Genomic DNA, 17,231 nt, shown 5'->3' with positions numbered 1-17,231 from the left:
CCTGATTATAAATTTGGCACCGCCCTCTCCCGAACCGCAGGGCTTCAGCGCCCCCGATGGCTGCGCGACTGCTCGCGGGCAAGCTCGATGAACTCGGTCACCACCGGACGGCTGCGCGAGCCGCGACGCCAGACCAGGCCCACGTCGATGCTGGGCGCGGCGTCGCGCAGGCTGCGTGCCTCCACGTGCTCGGCGTCCAGCGTCCAGGGGCGGTAGAGGAAGTCCGGCAGCAGGGCGATGCCCGCGCCTATGCCCACCAGGGAACGCACGGCTTCCAGCGAGGTACTGCGCATCAGCACTGGCGGGTGCAGGCCGTGGCGGGCCCACAGGGCGTTGAGCACGCTTTCCACCCGGTCCGCCTCCAGCACCACCTGGGGGTAGGCCGCGCACTCCTGCAGGCTCAGCTCGGCCTTGTCGGCCAGGGCGTGGCCCGAAGCCATCCAGACCCGGTTGGGCGAGCGCGTCAGTGCCTCTACCTCCAGGGCCTGCGGGTCGCCCAGGGCGTTGGAGACCATGATGGCCAGGTCCACCTCGCCGTTGATCAGCAGGTGCTCCAGAAACTGGGGCGCGTCTTCCACCACCGAGATCGTGACCGAGGGGTGCGAGCGCTGGAAACGCGCGAACAGGTCGGCCAGGTAATAACCGGCCACCAGGCTGGTCACACCTATGGTCAGGCTGCCCGAGAGTGTCTCGGGTTTGCCACGCCCGAGTTGCCCGGCTTCGGCCACCGCCGCGATGACCTTGCGCGCGCTCGCCTGAAAACGGTGCCCATCCTGGGTCAGCACCATCCCCTTGGTGGTGCGTTCGAAAAGCTTGACGGCCAGGGCGTCCTCCAGCTCCTGGATGCTCTTGGTCACAGCCGACTGCGCAATATTGATCATGCGTGCGGCTGCCGCGACCGAGGCGGTTTCCGAGACCGCCAGGAAGTAGCGGAACTGTCTCAGGGTGATGTGGCGCTGCATTTTGGTGCGCAAAATGAGGGGGTTAACCCTTGATATCTATTTTTTAGATAGACAGGACACCGAATATTGAACTGTGCAGGCTAAAACGTCAAGGCTACATTGGCCTTGCTTTTTGCCTCCGGCGCATGAACAACGCCATCAAGCGAAGCCCCAGCCCGGCTGGAATCCGATCAACCCGAAAAAGTGGAGAAGACATGAAGCTACTGAAGTACGCGGCCATTGCCGCCGGCATGCTGGCCCTGGCCAGCGCCAGCCAGGCGCAGAAGATGGTCCAGAAAATCGGCAAGGGCGAGGGCCAGGTCGACATCGTGGCCTGGGCCGGTTACATCGAGCGCGGCGCCACCGTCAAGGAATTCGACTGGGTGACCGGCTTCGAGAAGGCCACCGGCTGCAAGGTCAACGTCAAGACCGCCGGCACCTCCGACGAAATGGTGGCCCTGATGAACGAGGGCGGCTTCGACCTGGTCACCGCCTCGGGCGACGCCAGCACCCGCCTGATCCGCGGCAAGAAGGTGCAGCCCATCAATGTCAGCCTGATCCCCAGCTACAAGAACATCGACCCGCGCCTGCAGAAGGCCCCCTGGCACTTCGAGGGCAACACCCACTACGGCGTGCCCTACCAGTGGGGCTGGAACGTGTTGATGTACAACACCAAGGTCTTCGGCGACAAGAAACCCACCAGCTGGAGCGTGGTGTTCGAAGAGCAGACCCTGCCCGACGGCAAGAGCAACAAGGGCCGCGTGCAGGCCTTCGACGGCCCGATCTACATCGCCGACGCCGCGCTCTACCTCATGAAAAAGAACCCGGCCCTGGGCATCAAGGACCCCTATGAGCTGAACGAGGCCCAGTACAAGGCCGCGCTCGAGGTGCTGCGCGCTCAGCGCAAGATCGTGGGCAAGTACTGGCACGACGCCTTCGTGCAGATCGACGACTTCACCAACGAAGGCGTGGTCGCCTCCAGCAGCTGGCAGTTCCAGGCCAACATCCTGGGCTCCAAGAAGGCTCCGATCGCCACCGTGGTGCCGGTCGAAGGCGCTTCCGGCTGGGCCGATTCGACCATGATGCACGCCGACGCCAAGCACCCCAACTGCGCCTACAAGTGGCTGGAGCACTCGCTCAACCCCAAGCTGCAGGGTGACCTGTCGGCCTGGTTCGGCTCGGTGCCGGCCGTTCCCGCTGCCTGCAAGGGCAACAAGCTGCTGGGCGACGAGGGCTGCGCACGCCAGGGTTACAACGACTTCGAGCGCATCTCCTTCTGGAAGACGCCGACCAGCCAGTGCAAGACGCAGAACAACCAGTGCGTCCCGTACCACAAGTGGGTCTCGGACTACATCGCCGTCCTCGGCGGCCGTTGATCCGCACTTGAGCGTCTGAACGGGCTGGCGCGTGTGCGCCAGCCCCTTCCCCTGTATTTCTCTCGCGAAAGAGTGTTTCCGATGACTTCGGCTGTGAGTTTGCGCGATGTCTCGTGCGTGTTTCGTTCGGCGGGCAAGACCGTCCATGCGGTGGCCGGTGTCGACCTGGATGTCCAGGCCGGCGAGTTCTTCACCCTGCTGGGCCCCTCGGGCTCGGGCAAGACCACCTGCCTGCGCATGATCGGCGGCTTCACCCTGCCCACCAGCGGCCACATCACCATCCATCGCCAGGACGTGAGCCAGCTGCCCCCCTATGCCCGTCCGGTCAACACCGTGTTCCAGGACTACGCGCTCTTTCCGCACATGAGCATCCTGGACAACGTGGCCTACAGCCTCATGGTGCGCGGTGTGGACCGTGCCACCCGCGAGAAAAAGGCCCAGCAGCTGCTGGAGACCGTGCAACTGCCCGACGTGGGCCAGCGCAAGCCACCCCAGCTCTCGGGCGGCCAGCGCCAGCGTGTGGCCCTGGCGCGCGCCCTGATCAGCGAGCCCCAGGTGCTGCTGCTGGACGAACCCCTGGGCGCGCTGGACCTCAAGCTGCGCGAACAGATGCAGAGTGAGCTCAAGAGCCTGCAGCGCAAACTGGGCATCACCTTCATCTTCGTCACGCACGACCAGCACGAAGCCCTGTCCATGAGCGACCGCATTGGCATCTTCAGCAAGGGCCGCCTGGAGCAGGTGGCCACGCCGGCCGAGCTTTACAAACGACCGGCCACGCGCTTCGTTGCCGAATTCGTGGGTGCGGCCAATGTGCTGCAGGGCGGCGATGCGCGCCAGTACGCCGCGGCCGACGCCCTGATGATCCGCCCCGAACTCATAGGCATCGAGTTCGGCCCTGCCGCCACGCGCGGCAGCCCGCGCGCACGCGGCACCGTGCGCGAAGTGCAGTTCTTCGGCTCCTTCTGGCGCGTGCATGTGCAGCCCGAGCAGGGCGGCGCCGCACTGCTGGTCGACCTGCCCGTGCAGGGCAGCAGCGCCACGCCCGAGACCGGCGCCAGCGCCAGCCTCTACTGGAGCGACGCGGCCATGCACGTCATTGAAGCCGCCTGAGCATGAGCAGCCTCACCCTGCCCCCGCCCCGCAACAGCCTGGCCGACCGGCTGTCCACGCTGCTCTACACGCGGCGCGGCCTGCTGCTGGCCCTGCTGCTGGCGCCGCCCCTGCTGTGGTTCGGTGTCATCTACCTGGGCTCGCTGTTCAGCCTGCTGGCCAACAGCTTCTTCCGCCTGGACGACTTCACCGGCCAGGTGGTGCGCGAAATCGGCTTTTCCAATTTCGTCGAGATCTTCACGCCCACCAACCTGGACGTGGCGCTGCGCAGCACGGTGATGGCCATCCTCGTCACCGTGGCCTGTGTGGTGATCGGCTTCCCCATCGCCTATTACATGGCCCGTTACGCGCGCGGCCCGCAGAAGGCCCTGCTCTATGTGGCCGTGATGCTGCCCCTGTGGTCCAGCTACCTGGTGCGCCTGTACGCCTGGAAACTGCTGCTGGCCAAGGAAGGCGCCATCTCCTGGGTGATGCAGAGCCTGCACCTGCAGTGGCTGCTCGATGCCCTGCTGTCCATGCCGGTGGTGGGCGGCAGCTCGCTGAGCTTCTCGCCCATGGGCACCTTCATCGTCTTCGTCTACATGTGGCTGCCCTTCATGATCCTGCCCATCATGGCCTCCATCGAGCGCATCCCCGGCTCCTACTTGGAGGCCTCGGCCGACCTGGGCGCCAGCCCGGCGCAGACCTTCCGCCAGGTGATCTTCCCCCTGGCCATGCCGGGCATCGCGGCGGGTTCCATCTTCACCTTCTCGCTGACCCTGGGCGACTACATCATCCCGCAGGTCATCGGCAACTCCACGCTCTACATCGGCCAGGTCGTGTACCGCCAGCAGGGCGTGGCCGGCAACCTGCCTTTTGCCGCGGCGTTTTCCCTGGTGCCCATCGTGATCATCGGTGTCTACCTCTGGCTGGCCAAGCGCAAGGGAGCTTTCGATGCGCTCTGACACCGCCGCCAAATTTTCGAAGCCGCAACGCGGCGCCTCCTGGGGCCTGAAGGCGGCCACCTGGGCCGGCGTGCTCTTCCTGCACATTCCGCTGGCGCTCATCATCCTCTACGCCTTCAGCAGCGAGGACAAGAGTTATGTCTTCCCGCCCCCGGGCCTGACCACCCAGTGGTTCGCCGTGGCGCTGGAGCGCCAGGACGTGTGGGACGCGATGAAACTCTCCTTCCAGGTCGCGCTGTGGGCCACCGGCATCGCCGTGGTGCTGGGCACGCTGGCCGCCGGCGCGCTGGCGCGTACGCAGTTCTTCGGCCGCGATGCCGTCAACCTGCTGCTCATCCTGCCCATCGCCCTGCCCGGGGTCATCACCGGCATCGCGCTGCGCTCGTCCTACCATGCCATGGAGATCCCCTTCAGCTTCTGGACCATCGTGATCGGCCACGCCACCTTCTGCGTGGTGGTGGTCTACAACAACGCGGTGGCGCGGCTGCGCCGCATCAGCCCGGCGCTGATCGAGGCCTCCATGGACCTGGGCGCCAACGCCTTCCAGACCTTCCGTTACGTGCTGCTGCCCCAGCTGGGCTCGGCCCTGCTGGCCGGCGGCCTGCTGGCCTTTGCGCTCAGCTTCGACGAGGTCATCGTGACCACCTTCACCGCCGGCCAGCAGACCACGCTGCCGATCTGGATGCTGCAGGAGCTGATCCGCCCACGCCAGCGGCCCGTGACCAATGTGGTCGCCGTGATCATGATCGCGCTCACCTTCATTCCCATCGTGGCGGCCTACTGGCTGACCCGCGCCGACGAAGACAGCCAGAACCGCTGAGCGGTCCACCCCTACACCTCATTCATCAGCCCATCCAGGAGACCAGACCATGGGACACCCATCCGAACCCACCCTGCAGTTCCCCACCGAACTGCTGATCGACCAGCAAGTGGTCCGCGGCGAAGGCGCCGAAGAACCCATCCTCAACCCGGCCACGGGCGAAGTGCTGTGCACCGTGCGCGAGGCCTCGCCCGAGCAGGTGGCCCGCGCCGTCTCGGCCGCCAGCCGCGCCTGGGAATCCTGGTCGCAGACCACACCGGGCGAGCGCAGCAATCTGCTGCTCAAGCTGGCCGACGCCGTGGAAGCCAACGCCGAGCAGTTCGCACGCCTGGAGTCGCTCAACTGCGGCAAGCCCTATGCGCGTGCCCTGGGCGACGAGATCCCGGCCATCGCCGACTGCTTCCGCTACTTCGCGGGCGCCGCGCGCTGCATGAGCGGCACGCTGGCCGGTGAATACCTGGCCGGCCACACCAGCATGATCCGGCGCGACCCCATCGGCGTGGTGGCCTCCATCGCGCCCTGGAACTACCCGCTGATGATGGCCGCCTGGAAAACCGCGCCGGCCCTGGCTGCCGGCAACACCGTGGTGCTCAAGCCCAGTGAACAGACGCCGCTGACCGCCCTGCTCTTCGGTCGCCTGGCCGCCGAGATCCTGCCCAAGGGCGTGCTCAACGTGATCTGCGGCCGCGGCGCCAGCGTGGGCCAGCCCCTGGTGGAACACCCGCAGGTGCGCATGGTCTCGGTCACGGGGGATGTATCCACCGGCCGCAAGATCCTGCAGGCCGCATCCGGCACGCTCAAGCGCACCCATCTGGAACTGGGCGGCAAGGCACCCGTCATCGTGTTCGACGACGCCAACCTCGAAGAGGTGGTGGCCGGTGTGCGCACCTTCGGTTTTTACAACGCGGGCCAGGATTGCACCGCCGCCTGCCGCATCTACGCCGGCCCCAAGATCTACGACAAGCTGGTGACCGAACTGAGCGCCGCCGTGTCCACGCTCAAGATGGGCACACAGGACGAAGACGGCGTGGAGCTCGGCCCGCTGATCTCGGACCGCCAGCGCAACCGCGTGGCCAGTTTCGTGGAGCGCGCGCAGATGACCGGCCACATGGAAGTCACCACCGGCGGCAAGCTGCGCCAGGGCGCGGGCTACTTCTACGAGCCCACGGTGATCGCTGGCGCCAGGCAGGACGACGAGATCGTGCGCCGTGAAGTCTTCGGCCCCGTGGTCTCGGTCACGCGCTTTTCCGACGCCGAGCAGGTCGTGGGCTGGGCCAACGACTCCGACTACGGCCTGGCCTCCAGCGTCTGGACCCAGGACGTCAGCAAGGCCATGCGCGTGGCCAAGCAGCTGCAGTACGGCTGCACCTGGATCAACACGCACTTCATGCTGGTCAACGAAATGCCGCACGGCGGGCTCAAGTCCTCCGGCTACGGCAAGGACATGTCCATGTACGCGCTGGAGGACTACACCGTCCCGCGCCACGTCATGGTCAAACTGTGATTTGAAGGATAGAAGGACAAGATCATGAAACACTCATCCAACGAAGCCCTGATGGCCCGCAAGGCCGCTGCCACGCCGCGCGGCGTGGGCGTGATGGGCACCTTTTTCGCCGACCGCGCGAAGAATGCCGAGCTCTGGGACGTCGAAGGCCGCCGTTACATCGACTTCGCCGGCGGCATCGCTGTGCTCAACACCGGCCACCGCCACCCCAAGGTGATCGCCGCCGTGCAGGCGCAACTGGAACGCTTCACCCACACCTGCTACCAGATCGTGCCCTACGAGAGCTACATCGCCCTGGCCGAGAAGCTCAACGAGATCACCCCCGGCAGCCACGCCAAGAAGACGGCCCTCTTTTCCACCGGCGCCGAGGCGGTGGAAAACGCCATCAAGATCGCGCGTGCGGCCACCGGGCGCAGCGGTGTCATCGCCTTCGGCGGCGCCTTCCATGGCCGCAGCGTCTACGCCATGTCGCTCACCGGCAAGGTGGCCCCTTACAAAAACGCCTTCGGCCCCATGCAGGCCGAGGTCTACCACGTGCCCTTCCCCAGCGACGCCGAGAGCCTGGCCGAAGCGCGCAAGGGCGTGGAGCGCCTGTTCAAGTACGACATCGAGCCCAGCCGTGTCGCGGCCTTCATCTACGAGCCCGTGCAGGGCGAAGGCGGTTTCAACATCATCCACCCCGAGGCCGTGCGCTGGATGCGCGAGCTGTGCAACCAGCACGGCATCCTGATGATCGCCGACGAGGTGCAGACCGGCTTCGGCCGCACCGGCAAGCTGTTTGCCATGGGGCATTACGAAGACCAGGGCATCACGCCCGACCTCATGACCAGCGCCAAATCCATGGCCGCCGGCCTGAACCTGTCGGCCGTCACGGGCCGTGCCGAGGTGATGGACGCGCCGGCCCCCGGCGGCCTGGGCGGCACCTATGCCGGCAACCCCCTGGCCGTGGCCGCCGCGCATGCGGTGATCGACATCATGCGCGACGAGAACCTGCCGGCGCGCGGCCAGCAGCTGGGTGACCAGCTCCAGACCCGCCTACGCAGCCTGCAGGCCCGCGTGCCCCAGCTGGCCGAGGTGCGTGGCCTGGGCGCCATGGTGGCGGCCGAGTTCCGCCACGCCGACGGCCGCCCCGACGCCGATTTCACCAAGCAGGTCCAGGCACGCGCGCTGGGGCAGGGCCTGATCCTGTTGACCTGCGGCATGGACGGCAATGTGCTGCGCTTCCTCTTCCCGCTGACCATCGAGCAGCCCCTGTTCGAGGAGGCACTTGTCATCCTGGAGACGGCGCTCACGGGCGCCTGAGGCACAATGAGCGCCCACCCGGATACCTGACGAGGCCGACCATGGACATGAAAACCTCCCCGCTTTCCCTGCTGAAAGACCCCACCCTGCTCAAGACCGACGCGCTGATCAACGGCCAGTGGGTCAAGGGCGCAGCCGGCACACGCTTCGACGTACTGGACCCGTCCAACGGCCGCAAGCTGGCCGACGTGGCCAATCTGGGCCCGGCCGACGCTGAACTCGCCATCAAGGCGGCCAACGCCGCCTGGCCGGCCTGGCGTGCCAAGACCGGCAAGGAGCGCAGCATCATCCTGCGCAAGTGGTTCGACCTGCTGATGGCCAACCAGGAAGACCTGGGCCGCATCATGACGGCCGAGCAGGGCAAGCCCTTCCCGGAAGCCAGGGGCGAGGTGACCTACGGCGCCAGCTTCGTCGAGTGGTTCGCCGAGGAGGCCAAGCGCGTCAACGGCGAGACCCTGCCGCAGTTCGACAACAACCGCCGCCTGATGGTCATCAAGCAGCCCATCGGTGTCTGCGCCGCCATCACGCCCTGGAACTTCCCGCTGGCCATGATCACGCGCAAGGTCGCCCCGGCGCTGGCCGCGGGCTGCCCGGTCATCATCAAGCCGGCCGAGCTGACCCCGCTCACCGCCCTGGCCGCCGCCGAGCTGGCCATCCGTGCCGGCATCCCGGCCGGCGTGCTCAACATGCTGACCGCCGACGGCGACAACTCCATCGCCGTGGGCAAGGTCTTCTGTGCCAGCGAGGTGGTGCGCCACATCAGCTTCACCGGCTCCACCGAAGTGGGCCGCATCCTGATGGCGCAGAGCGCCCCCACCGTCAAGAAACTCAGCCTGGAACTGGGCGGCAACGCGCCCTTCATCGTCTTCGACGATGCCGACATCGACTCGGCTGTCGAAGGCGCCATGGCCAGCAAGTACCGCAACGCCGGCCAGACCTGCGTCTGCGCCAACCGCATCTACGTGCAGGAGGGCGTGTACGACCAGTTCGTGCAGAAGTTCGCCGCCAAGGTGGCGGCCGTGAAGATCGGCAACGGCTTCGAGGACGGCGTCTCGCAGGGGCCGCTGATCGAGCCGGCCGCGCTGGACAAGGTGGAGCGCCACGTGGCCGACGCCGTGGCCAAGGGCGGCAAGGTGCTGACCGGCGGCAAGCGCGCCACCGAGGTGGGCAGCCAGTTCTTCCAGCCCACCGTGCTGGCCGAGGCAAAACAGAACATGCTGTGCGCCACCGAGGAGACGTTCGGACCCTTCGCCCCGGTGTTCCGCTTCAAGACCGAGCAGGAAGTCGTGGAGATGGCCAACGCCACCATCTTCGGCCTGGCCAGCTACTTCTACAGCCGCGACGTGGGCCGCATCTTCCGGGTCAGCGAGGCGCTGGAGTACGGCATGGTGGGCATCAACGTCGGCGTCATCGCGACCGAACACGTGCCCTTCGGCGGCGTCAAGCAATCCGGCCTGGGCCGCGAGGGCTCGCACCACGGCATGGACGACTACGTGGAACTGAAGTACCTCTGCCTGGGCGACATCCTCAAGTGATGGCCGTTTGAACACCGCCCTGCTCCGGGTCAGCCGCCGTCTCGCGCTGGTCGTCCTGCCGTTTCTGCTGGCTGGCTGCGCCGCGCTGGCGCCCGACAACGCGCCCAGGGTCGAGGTCGCGGCCATCGAGCCGCTGCCCTGGCGGGGCCCGGAACTGCGCATGATGGTCCGCTTGCGCATCGTCAACCCGGGCAACGAGCTTGTGCAGTACGACGGCGTCTACCTGGAAATCAACGTGAACGGCCAGAGTTTCGCCAGCGGTGTCACGGACGCGCAGGGCAGCGTGCCGCGCTTCTCCGAGACGGTGCTCGAGGTCCCTGTCACCGTGACGACCATGGCCCTGGTTCGCCAGGCCATCGCCATCACCTCGGTCGAGAACAGTTCAACGATGAGCTACCAGCTGCGCGGCAAGCTCTCCGGCCCCATCTTCCGAAGCCACCGCTTCGACGCCACCGGCGAGTTGAAGCTGCCGATGCCACCTCACCTGCGCTGAGATCGCCCGTAGCGGGTCCGGCCGCCGGCCTTCCGCTAGAATCAAGCACTATCGCGGGTGTCGTTCAATGGTAGGACTCTTGCTTCCCAAGCAAATAACGTGGGTTCGATTCCCATCACCCGCTCCAGTCAGCCTCCATGTCCAGCACACCATCCGGCGCATCCGAACCCGAATTCGATGCGCCGTTTGTTTTTAGCGCTGACGGTCGCAAATCCCTGTATTTCACCTTCGACCAGCTGCAGAGCCGCATGTGCAGCGAGCATCCCACGCAGCTGGAACTGGACTACACCCGCACGATGATGGGTTTCCTGCTGTTTGAGCGCCAGCCGGCCCATATCGCGATCATCGGGCTGGGAGGCGGATCGCTGCTCAAGTTCTGCTACCACCACCTGCCCGACACCAGGCTGACGGTGATCGAGATCAACCCCCACGTCATTGCGCTGCGCCGTGAATTCGAAGTGCCAGACGATGCGGCGCGCATCACCATGGTGTGTGCTGACGGCGCCGACTTTGTCCGGACCCTGCCGCCCGCCCCTTCACAACGCTACGACGTACTATTGGTGGACGGCTTTGACAGCCGGGGTCAGGCTGCCAGCCTGTGTACCCAGCGCTTCTACGATGACGCTTTCCAGGCGCTCTCCCCCGAAGGCATCATGGTGGCCAACCTGCACCATGACATCCCAGACCACGCCTTGTACACGCAGCGTATCCGTCGCAGCTACGACGGCAATGTGCTGGAGGTGGCGTCCAAGGAAAAGAGCAACAGCATCCTCTTCGCGCGCAAAGGCCGCGGAATTTCAGTCGACGAAGTCCGGCAAAGCGACCCGCTGGAGCACTTCCCCCCGGAAGTGCGTACCGAACTTCAACGTGAGTTTTCGCGCATCGGCTGGGAGATAAGACCAGTCACCTAGCAAGGCGTCCCGGGAAGCGGGTGCCGCATCGGCTGGCGCGTCAGCGTCACCGTTAACTATTTCACGCACCAGCGCCCTTCCTCGCCAGGATATGTACTCTCACGCAAGCAAGGTTTTGGACAGGCCCGGATAATCAGCACACTCAGGAGTCTCCCCATGCTGATTCAATTGACCTACGCCAGCCACTCTTCCCGCGCCCTCGGCCCAGCCGACGTCAAAGACATACTGCAAACCTCACAGCGCAACAACGCGGCCGTCGGCGTGACCGGTGCGCTCTGCCTGGCCAACGGCCTCTTCCTGCAGCAGCTCGAAGGCGACCGTGACGTGGTGAACCAGGTCTATCTGCGCATCCTCAAGGACAGCCGCCATACCGAGCCGTCCATCCTGGACTTCGGCGAGATCGCCTCGCGCCGTTTCAGCAACTGGAACATGGGCCTGATCTCGTCGATCGCCGAGAACCGCCAGATCTTCCTGAAGTACTCGCGCAAATCCGAGTTCGATCCCTACAGCATGAGCCCGTCTTCGCTGCGCGGCTTCTTCGACGAGATCGTGCAGGGCGGCGTGCGCTGGATCGGCTGAAGCCGTCATCGAACAACAGCCCGACCCGGGCAACTGCCAGGCCAGCAAGGCCTGCCGTCCGGTCTTGAGTAGGCGTTCAGCCCCGGGTACGCAGGCTTGCAGATCCGGCGGCTAAGCCTGCGGCCCGAGGAAAAACTCGATGGCCCGCACCACCACCTCCGGCACGATCACATGATCGCCCTCAAAGGGCAGAAGCGTGAGATCGACACCCTCCTCCAGCAGCTTCAGCGCATGCTGTCGTGCGCTGGTCTCGAAAGGCAGTTGGGTATCTGAACGACCGTGGGCGATGAAGACCTTGGGTGAACCGTTGCGCGTGAAGGTGTTCATGAAACCCGCCGACAGCGCGATCACATGGCTGGCCACGTCGCCGTTGCTCAGCCCCACCGACAGCGCATAACTCCCGCCGTCGGAAAAACCCGCGAAGGCCAGGCGCGCCGGATCCAGCCTGAAGTGCGAGGCCACCTGCAACAGCGCGGCGTCCAGCCGTTCCAGGTCCGGCCCATGACCGCCGATCACGATGTCCCAGGTCGGGAACATGGACTGCGGGGCCAGCAGCAGGAAACGCCGGGCCCGCGCCCAACGCACGAAGTGCGGCAGTACCTTGTTGGCCTCGCCGCCCGCGCCGTGGAACAGCACGAGCAGGGGCACGGGCACGTCGGGGTCCAGGTCCTCGGGCACGACGAGCACGGCCTCGCGGCCTTCGGGAAAGGTCAGTGCATGGCGGCCCGCTGGCAGCGCTGCCGCGGTGGGTTCCGGCAAGCGGAAGACCAGGCGCCCGAGCAGCGCACCGCCCATGAGCTGGGGATCGATCATGCGCTCATTCTAGGAGTGGGGACCGCCCCCGCTGGCGCTGGCGATCAGAGCCGGCCGAAGCGGGACGATGCAGCCACCGGATGGTGGTCCCGGAACAGCGCGGTCAGCCCCATCAGGCAGTTGCGTGCCTGCGCCTCGCCGCATTGCGCGGCGATGGCGTTCATGATCTCGGGGCGCAGGTACCAGAGGCCTTCGATGTCCTGCGTGCATTCCAGCTGGCGCTGCAGGGCCCCGGCGTCCTCGCCCAGGTGCTCCTGCACGGCGCAGCGCATGGCCAGGCGCACACGCTCCACCACGGCCGAGGGGGCCTCGGTTTCCTGCTGGCCCAGCAGGGCCCAGAAGCTATGACGCAAACGCATGGATCGAAGGGAAAAAACAGCAAGCTACCCATCCATGATGGCGGCGTGCCGGCCGACGAAAGCCGGCAGGAAAGGGCCGATCACCGACCTTTTCCATGCTTCGGGGCAGAGGAAAAAAAGGACCCGTGCGGGGCCTTCTGCCTTTGACAAGAGCTCGGCCGTCTCAGACCAGCGGCACACCCGTCTTGGACTGGATGAACTCGCGCGTCACGCCCGGGGCCAGTTCCACCAGCTTGAGGCCCTGGGGGGTGATGTCCATCACGCCCAGGTCGGTGATGATGCGGTCGATCACGGCCTTGCCGGTCAGCGGCAGCGTGCACTCGGGCAGGATCTTGAAGTCTTCCGTGCCGTCCTTCTTCTTCGCCACATGCTCCATCAGCACGATGCAGCGCGGCACGCCGGCCACCAGGTCCATGGCGCCGCCCATGCCCTTGACCATCTTGCCGGGGATCATCCAGTTGGCCAGGTCGCCCTGGCCACTGACCTGCATGGCGCCCAGGATGGACAGGTTGATCTTGCCGCCGCGGATCATGGCAAAGCTCTCGTGGCTGCCGAAGATGGCCGAGCCCTTGATGGTGGTGACGGTCTGCTTGCCGGCGTTGATGAGGTCGGCGTCGACCTCGTCCTCGTAGGGGAAGGGGCCGATGCCCAGCATGCCGTTCTCGCTTTGCAGCCACACCTCGATGTGGTCGGGCACGAAGTTGGCCACCAGCGTCGGGATGCCGATACCGAGATTCACATAGAAGCCGTCCTGCAGCTCCTGCGCCGCACGCGCGGCCATCTGTTCTTGGGTCCAGGGCATGTTGTTCTCCTCAAACTTTACGGTCGCGGGTGGTGCGCTTCTCGATGCGCTTCTCGGGCGTGGGGTTGTGCACGATGCGGTGCACGTAGATGCCCGGCAGGTGGACGTCGTCGGGTGCCAGCTCGCCGGTGGCGACGATGCGCTCCACTTCCACGATGCAGATCTTGCCAGCCATGGCGGCGGCCGGGTTGAAGTTGCGCGCCGTCAGGTTGAAGCGCAGGTTGCCCGAACGGTCGGCGATGTCGGCCTTGATCAGCGCCACGTCGGGCAGCAGGGAGCGCTCCATCACATAGGTCTCACCGTCGAACTCGCGCAGTTCCTTGCCCTCGGCCACCACCGTACCCACGCCGGTTTTGGTGAAGAAGGCCGGGATGCCGGCGCCGCCGGCACGCAGCTTCTCGGCCAGCGTGCCCTGGGGCGTGAACTCCAGCTCCAGCTCGCCGGCCAGGTACTGGCGCTCGAACTCCTTGTTCTCGCCCACGTAACTGGAAATCATCTTCCTGACCTGGCGCGTCTGCAGCAGCTTGCCCAGGCCGAAGTCGTCGACACCGGCATTGTTGGAAATGGCGGTGAGGTTCTTGATGCCGGCATCACGCACGGCGTCGATCAGAGCCTCGGGAATGCCGCACAGGCCGAAACCGCCCACGGCAATCAGCTGGCCATCGCGGACCACGCCCTGGATGGCAGCAGCCGCACTCGGGTACACCTTGTTCACGCTGTTCTCCTTTTAAAAATATTCAAAGCAGCAGACGCGCAACGATACTACTTATCAGAATACGTAGTTATGCCTAGAATCCATCCCTTATGGATATCGACTACCGCCTCGCTTTCGAACTCGCCCCCGTCGGCATGGTGCTGTCACGCGACCGCATCATCATGGACTGCAATCGCCAGGTCTGCGACATGTTCGGCACCAGCCGCGAAGAACTGGTGGGCCAGTCCTTCCAGGTCCTCTACCCCAGCGCCGACGAATTCGAGCGCATCGGCGCGCGCATCAGCCCCATCATGAACCGCCAAGGCAGTTATGCCGATGACCGCATCATGAAACGGGTGGACGGCCGTTTCAAGGGGGAGGTCTTCTGGTGCCACGTGACCGGCCGTTCGCTGGACCCGGCCGAACCGCTGGGCGCCGGCATCTGGACTTTCGAGGACCTCAGCTCACGCCGCCCGGTCAAGGCCGAGCTCACGGCACGCGAGCGCGAGGTGGCCGCCCACCTGCTCGAAGGCCTGACCTCCAAAGAGATCGGCAAGGCCCTGGCCATCAGCTACCGCACGGTGGAAATCTACCGCGCCCGACTGATGCGCAAGTACAAGGCCAGCACCACGGCCGACCTGGTGCACAAGCTCACCGCCGGCTGATCCCGCCATGCCCCCATCTGCTGCACCCCTGCGCCTGCTGCTGGCTGGCGCCACCGGCGCCGTGGGCCGCGAAGTGCTGGCCGCCGCCCTGGCCGATCCGCGTTTCCAGCAGGTCGTCGCCCCCACGCGCCGGCCCCTGCCCGCCCACCCCAGGCTGCTCAACCCGGTACTCGACTTCGCGACCCTGCCCGCCGATGCGCCCTGGTGGCAGGTGGATGCCGTCATCTGCACCCTGGGTACCACGATCAAGGCCGCCGGCTCGCAGGCCGCCTTTGCCGCGGTCGACCGCGACCTGCCCATCGAGGTGGGCCGGCTGGCCCGTGCGGCCGGCGCCAGCCGCTACGCGCTCAACTCCTCGCTGGGCGCCAGTGCGCAAGGCAACTTCTACCTGCGTACCAAGGCGCAGGCCGAGGCCGGCATCCGCGCCCTGGGCTACCCGGTCTGCACCGTGGTGCGCCCCTCCCTGATCGACGCCCGGCGCGAGGAGTCGCGCCCGGGCGAGCGCATCGGCCTGGCCATCGCGCGCGCCCTGCGCCCGCTGATCCCGCGTCGTTACCGGGCCGTGCCGGCTGCGCGCATCGCCCAGGCCCTGCTCGCCGGCGTGCTGCGCGAGCAGCCGGGTGTAGACATCGTCGAATCGGAACAGCTGCAAGCCTGACAGCGCGGCCTCAGAGCCTGCGTGACTTCTTCATCACTTTGACGCCTGGCGAGGCCGGGCCATCTCGACGCGGCTGGGGATATGCATTAGAGTGCCAGTCTGGGTTTCAGGGACTGGCTGCAGGCGTAACAGGCGCGCAGAACAACAAGATCGAGTCGTTAGGAGTTCCCGTTTGCAAGGTCTCAAGGGCTGGCTGATCGAGCAGACGCTCGGGGTCCATCACCGCATCGTCTACGGGCTGGTGGGTGGTTTGCTTCTGTGTCTCTGGGGTTTCGTCGGCTTCTGGTCCTGGTGGGAGCGCAGCAGCACCCTCGCGGCCAACGAGCAGGTGCTCAAGCAGCTCAATACCGCCGTCCACGAGCAGACCCGCAACCTCTTCAAGGAGGCCCAAACCTCCCTCACCATCGCCAGCCTCTGGATGGCCGAACACCCCGACCAGGACCCCGGCAAGGCACCGGGCTTCATCCGCCTGGTCGAGAACCTGCGCAACGCCTCCGACAAGCTCATCGACATCCGCATGGTCACGCGCGACGGCACGCTGCGTTACGTCCCCGACCGCGGACAGACGAACCGGACCAATGTCGCCGACCGCGACTACTTCCAGGCCCAGTTCAAGGAGCAGACCCGCGGCCTCTACGTGGCCAAACCCGTGGTCAGCCGGGTCACGGGCAAGCTGGGCATCCCCATCTCCATCCCGGTGACCCGGGCCGGCGGCGACATCGCCGTGCTGTTCGCGGCCATCGAGCTCGACCGCATCGCCGGAAACTTTGAAGCCGAGCGCATCCAGCCCCGGGGCACCATCGCCATCCTGCGGGACGATGGCCTCTTCATGTTCCGCAGCCCCATGGATGACAAAATCATCGGTTCCTCCGTCGCACAGAGCCCGATGTGGAGGCAGCACATGGGCAACAAGCCTGGCGGTTTCTACCATTCCGAGCTGAGCCCGGTCGACGGCCGTTCCCGCGCCGTGGCCTACACCCGCGTGCAGGACTACCCCCTGGTGGTGGCCGTCACCGCCTCGATCGAAGACCTGCTGGCAGACTGGCGCCTGCACACCGGGCTGCTGGTCCTGGTCGCCCTCCTGATCTCGGGCTTCTCCGTGCTGCTGGGGTCCATCCTGCTGCGCACCCTCAAGAGAGAGGAGCTGGCACGGCACGAACTCGAACGGCTGATGCTGACCGACGCACTCACCGGCATCGGCAACCGGCGCATGCTGGAGTTGCGGCTGGACGACGAAATCCTGCGCGCGCAGCGCTACCGCCGCGCGCTCACCGCCGTCTACTTCGACCTGGACCATTTCAAGCAGGTCAACGACAAGTATGGCCACGACGTCGGTGACACCGTGCTGCGCCAGGTGGCCGACAGCCTGGTGGCCAATCTGCGCCAGAGCGACCATGTCGCGCGCATGGGGGGCGAGGAGTTCGTGACCCTGCTGACCGAAACCGGCCTCGACGATGCCGTGACGCTGGTGGAGCGCATGCGCGCGGCCGTGACGGCGCTGAAGATCCCGGGGCTGCCCCAGCACATCACCATCAGCGCCGGCCTGGCCCAGTGGCGCGAGGGCGAAACCGCCGAAACGCTGCTGCGCCGCGCCGACCGGGCCCTGTACCGCGCCAAGGCCTCGGGCCGCAACAGCGCTTTCACCGACCTGGAAGCCTGAGAGGGTGAGAGTCTTTCGTTCATGCCCGCTCACCACGCCCAAACGCACCCGCTCGGCGTTGCAAA

At 66.1% G+C, this 17,231-nt stretch carries 18 protein-coding genes and 1 tRNA gene; 14 read left to right on the top strand and 5 right to left on the bottom strand.

All coding sequences use genetic code 11. The features are described 5' to 3' along the window. Positions 1 to 44: 44 nt before the first annotated feature. A complete protein-coding gene (locus tag HTY51_RS05305) occupies positions 45 to 962 on the bottom strand; it encodes a LysR family transcriptional regulator (protein ID WP_174251757.1) in 918 nt (305 codons plus the stop codon). A gap of 194 nt (positions 963 to 1,156) precedes the next feature. Between HTY51_RS05305 and HTY51_RS05300 the strand changes: the two genes are divergently transcribed. From HTY51_RS05300 to HTY51_RS05250, 11 genes are all read left to right on the top strand, one after another. Continuing rightward, a complete protein-coding gene (locus HTY51_RS05300) occupies positions 1,157 to 2,317 on the top strand; it encodes an ABC transporter substrate-binding protein (RefSeq protein ID WP_174251756.1) in 1,161 nt (386 codons plus the stop codon). 117 nt (positions 2,318 to 2,434) lie between these two features. After that, entirely contained in the window at positions 2,435 to 3,427 is a 993-nt protein-coding gene (locus HTY51_RS05295) for an ABC transporter ATP-binding protein (RefSeq protein ID WP_254606995.1), read from the top strand. 2 nt (positions 3,428 to 3,429) lie between these two features. Beyond that, positions 3,430 to 4,371, top strand: coding sequence for an ABC transporter permease (locus tag HTY51_RS05290; RefSeq protein ID WP_174251754.1), 942 nt, complete (start codon positions 3,430 to 3,432; stop codon positions 4,369 to 4,371). Beyond that, the gene (locus tag HTY51_RS05285; protein WP_174251753.1) at positions 4,361 to 5,191 is read left to right on the top strand and encodes an ABC transporter permease; all 831 of its coding nucleotides are present in this window, start codon (positions 4,361 to 4,363) and stop codon (positions 5,189 to 5,191) included. Before HTY51_RS05290 ends, HTY51_RS05285 begins: the two co-directional genes overlap by 11 nt. Before the next feature lie 91 nt (positions 5,192 to 5,282). Next, on the top strand, positions 5,283 to 6,695 hold the full coding sequence (locus HTY51_RS05280; RefSeq protein WP_371733869.1) for a gamma-aminobutyraldehyde dehydrogenase: 1,413 nt from the start codon (positions 5,283 to 5,285) through the stop codon (positions 6,693 to 6,695). A 24-nt stretch (positions 6,696 to 6,719) separates the two neighbouring features. Next, positions 6,720 to 7,997 carry a 4-aminobutyrate--2-oxoglutarate transaminase gene (gene gabT / locus HTY51_RS05275; protein ID WP_174251752.1) on the top strand — a complete coding sequence of 426 codons (1,278 nt, stop codon included), beginning with the start codon at positions 6,720 to 6,722 and terminating at the stop codon, positions 7,995 to 7,997. A gap of 41 nt (positions 7,998 to 8,038) precedes the next feature. Then, positions 8,039 to 9,532 carry an NAD-dependent succinate-semialdehyde dehydrogenase gene (locus HTY51_RS05270; protein WP_174251751.1) on the top strand — a complete coding sequence of 498 codons (1,494 nt, stop codon included), beginning with the start codon at positions 8,039 to 8,041 and terminating at the stop codon, positions 9,530 to 9,532. Positions 9,533 to 9,539: 7 nt separating this feature from the next. After that, a complete protein-coding gene (locus HTY51_RS05265; protein WP_254606994.1) occupies positions 9,540 to 10,025 on the top strand; it encodes an LEA type 2 family protein in 486 nt (161 codons plus the stop codon). A 53-nt stretch (positions 10,026 to 10,078) separates the two neighbouring features. After that, positions 10,079 to 10,152, top strand: a tRNA-Gly gene (locus tag HTY51_RS05260). A 10-nt stretch (positions 10,153 to 10,162) separates the two neighbouring features. Next, a complete protein-coding gene (locus HTY51_RS05255) occupies positions 10,163 to 10,936 on the top strand; it encodes a transferase (RefSeq protein WP_174251750.1) in 774 nt (257 codons plus the stop codon). 156 nt (positions 10,937 to 11,092) lie between these two features. Next, a complete protein-coding gene (locus HTY51_RS05250; protein ID WP_174251749.1) occupies positions 11,093 to 11,515 on the top strand; it encodes a BLUF domain-containing protein in 423 nt (140 codons plus the stop codon). A 111-nt stretch (positions 11,516 to 11,626) separates the two neighbouring features. On the opposite strand, the gene HTY51_RS05245 is transcribed toward HTY51_RS05250, so the two are convergent. The 4 genes from HTY51_RS05245 to HTY51_RS05230 all read right to left on the bottom strand — a co-directional run bounded on the left by HTY51_RS05245 (position 11,627) and on the right by HTY51_RS05230 (position 14,204). Continuing rightward, positions 11,627 to 12,328, bottom strand: coding sequence for an alpha/beta hydrolase (locus tag HTY51_RS05245; RefSeq protein ID WP_174251748.1), 702 nt, complete (start codon positions 12,326 to 12,328; stop codon positions 11,627 to 11,629). Positions 12,329 to 12,372: 44 nt separating this feature from the next. Continuing rightward, positions 12,373 to 12,687, bottom strand: a complete 315-nt coding sequence (locus tag HTY51_RS05240; protein ID WP_174251747.1) for a hypothetical protein — start codon at positions 12,685 to 12,687, stop codon at positions 12,373 to 12,375. Positions 12,688 to 12,850: 163 nt separating this feature from the next. Then, positions 12,851 to 13,489: a 3-oxoacid CoA-transferase subunit B gene (locus HTY51_RS05235; protein WP_174251746.1), complete on the bottom strand. Its 639-nt coding sequence runs from the start codon at positions 13,487 to 13,489 to the stop codon at positions 12,851 to 12,853. A 10-nt stretch (positions 13,490 to 13,499) separates the two neighbouring features. Then, on the bottom strand, positions 13,500 to 14,204 hold the full coding sequence (locus HTY51_RS05230) for a CoA transferase subunit A (protein ID WP_174251745.1): 705 nt from the start codon (positions 14,202 to 14,204) through the stop codon (positions 13,500 to 13,502). An 89-nt stretch (positions 14,205 to 14,293) separates the two neighbouring features. Between HTY51_RS05230 and HTY51_RS05225 the strand changes: the two genes are divergently transcribed. The 3 genes from HTY51_RS05225 to HTY51_RS05215 all read left to right on the top strand — a co-directional run bounded on the left by HTY51_RS05225 (position 14,294) and on the right by HTY51_RS05215 (position 17,166). Further along, entirely contained in the window at positions 14,294 to 14,848 is a 555-nt protein-coding gene (locus HTY51_RS05225) for a PAS and helix-turn-helix domain-containing protein (protein ID WP_174251744.1), read from the top strand. Between the two features lie 7 nt (positions 14,849 to 14,855). Next, positions 14,856 to 15,506: an NAD(P)H-binding protein gene (locus tag HTY51_RS05220; RefSeq protein WP_254606993.1), complete on the top strand. Its 651-nt coding sequence runs from the start codon at positions 14,856 to 14,858 to the stop codon at positions 15,504 to 15,506. A 172-nt stretch (positions 15,507 to 15,678) separates the two neighbouring features. After that, the gene (locus tag HTY51_RS05215; protein ID WP_174251743.1) at positions 15,679 to 17,166 is read left to right on the top strand and encodes a sensor domain-containing diguanylate cyclase; all 1,488 of its coding nucleotides are present in this window, start codon (positions 15,679 to 15,681) and stop codon (positions 17,164 to 17,166) included. Positions 17,167 to 17,231: the final 65 nt, after the last annotated feature.

It is taken from the genome of Rhodoferax sp. BAB1 (assembly GCF_013334205.1).
In the GTDB taxonomy this organism is placed as follows: Bacteria; Pseudomonadota; Gammaproteobacteria; order Burkholderiales; family Burkholderiaceae_C; genus Hylemonella.
The sequence above is the reverse complement of the archived record's forward strand: the minus strand, read 5'-3'. Positions and strand labels throughout refer to the sequence as shown.